At 38.1% G+C, this 1,637-nt stretch carries 1 protein-coding gene and 1 pseudogene; both read right to left on the bottom strand.

Going from position 1 to position 1,637, the window contains the following annotated elements; genetic code table 11:
• Positions 1-1,216, bottom strand: a pseudogene (locus ACFXN8_RS12900) (protein prkA); the annotation flags it as partial.
• Positions 1,217-1,329: 113 nt separating this feature from the next.
• Positions 1,330-1,637, bottom strand: a 308-nt coding sequence (locus ACFXN8_RS12895; RefSeq protein WP_386845552.1) for a hypothetical protein, incomplete at its 5' end; no start/stop codon positions are given.

The raw sequence follows: 1,637 nt of genomic DNA, 5'->3' as shown, positions 1-1,637 counted from the left end.
TGCCTTCATTAGGAAACTCTTTTTTCAGCTCCTCTAAGTCAACGGAATTAAATCCCTCCACATTTTCTCCGTCGTACAGTCGCATTTTTTTAATAAGATCCACACCTTGTTTTTTCGGTACTTCCAGTCTTGTTAGAACCGAAAAGATTGCTGCGGCCTTTAATGCATGTGGCGCAATATGAACATGTGACATATCGCTTTCTTTAATCATTTTTTCGTAAATCAATTCTTCCTGACTAACTCTTAAGTTATACGGAATCGGCATCACAATAATACGTGAATGTAATGCTTCATTCTTTTTATTTGAAATAAATGAGCGATACTCCGTTTCGTTTGTATGCGCAACAATTAACTCATCTGCACTAATTAATGCAAATCGACCTGCTTTAAAATTACCTTCCTGCGTTAAAGACAATAAATTCCACAAGAATTTTTCATCAAGCTTTAACATTTCTTGGAATTCCATCATACCTCTGTTTGCCTTATTTAGCTCACCGTCAAAACGATAAGCGCGAGGGTCAGATTCTGAACCAAATTCTCCAATTGTTGAAAAATCGATACTACCTGTTAAATCAGCAATATCTTGCGATTTTGGATCTGATGGCGTAAATGTACCTATGCCCACACGTTTGTCTTCAGAAAAAGTAATACGTTCAATCATCACATTTTCAATGCGTCCATCGTACTCTTTTTCAAGACGCATCGTATTTAAAGGCGATAAACTTCCTTCAATTCGTATACCATACTCCTCGTAAAATTCATTACGCAAATGATGTGGAATTAAATGTAGAGGATCTTCATGCATTGGACATCCTTTAATTGCGAAAACTGCGCCTTCATCTGTTCGCGAAAATTGCTCAAGTCCGCGCTTCAACAAGGTCACTATTGTTGATTTACCACCACTTACTGGTCCCATTAATAACAAAATACGTTTTCTAACATCCAATCTTCGTGCTGCTGGATGGAAATATTCCTCCACCAGTCTTTCAATTGCTGTTTCAAGCCCAAAAATTTCTTGCCCAAAAAATTCATACATTTTTTGCCCATCGCGTTCCTCTACACCAGCATTTTTTACCATATTGTAGACGCGTGAATGGGCTGTTTGAGCAACTTCAGGTCTTTCCTTGATGATGTTTAAGTAATCTGCAAATGTACCTTCCCACTTTAGCCGATTTTCTTCTTCGCGATAGCTTTTCACTTTATCTAAAATGTTGATAGCCTTCCCTCCATTCAGGGCTTGATTTATAACATAGTATGAAGGAAATGGCATTATGATACCCAATACTTTTTCTTTGTCGAAGTTTCTTCTTATTGACAATAATTTTCTTCCTACAGAATAAAGGAATTCAAAGTCAAACAAAAAGAATCTTTTAAACTTACTCGTTTCACCTTACATTTTATTGTTTCATCACTAAAGTTAGGATGACATTTGTTAAAAGATACTCCTTGAGAATAAGTTGATTGAAGTGGAGACTGGGCGACTCCTCGGGGATCAGCGATAGAGGAACGAAGGCTAAAAGCATCACATCCTGTGATAACGCCTTCGTGACCAACATCGGTGCTGTTGCTGTCGCTTCGTTGCACTACGCTTTCGCACAGAATGAAACCCTTTTGCTGCCGCTTCGCTTTCGCGCAAA

Source organism: Lysinibacillus sp. NPDC059133 (assembly GCF_042755925.1).
Taxonomy (GTDB): Bacteria; Bacillota; Bacilli; order Bacillales_A; family Planococcaceae; genus Lysinibacillus.
The sequence above is the reverse complement of the archived record's forward strand: the minus strand, read 5'-3'. Positions and strand labels throughout refer to the sequence as shown.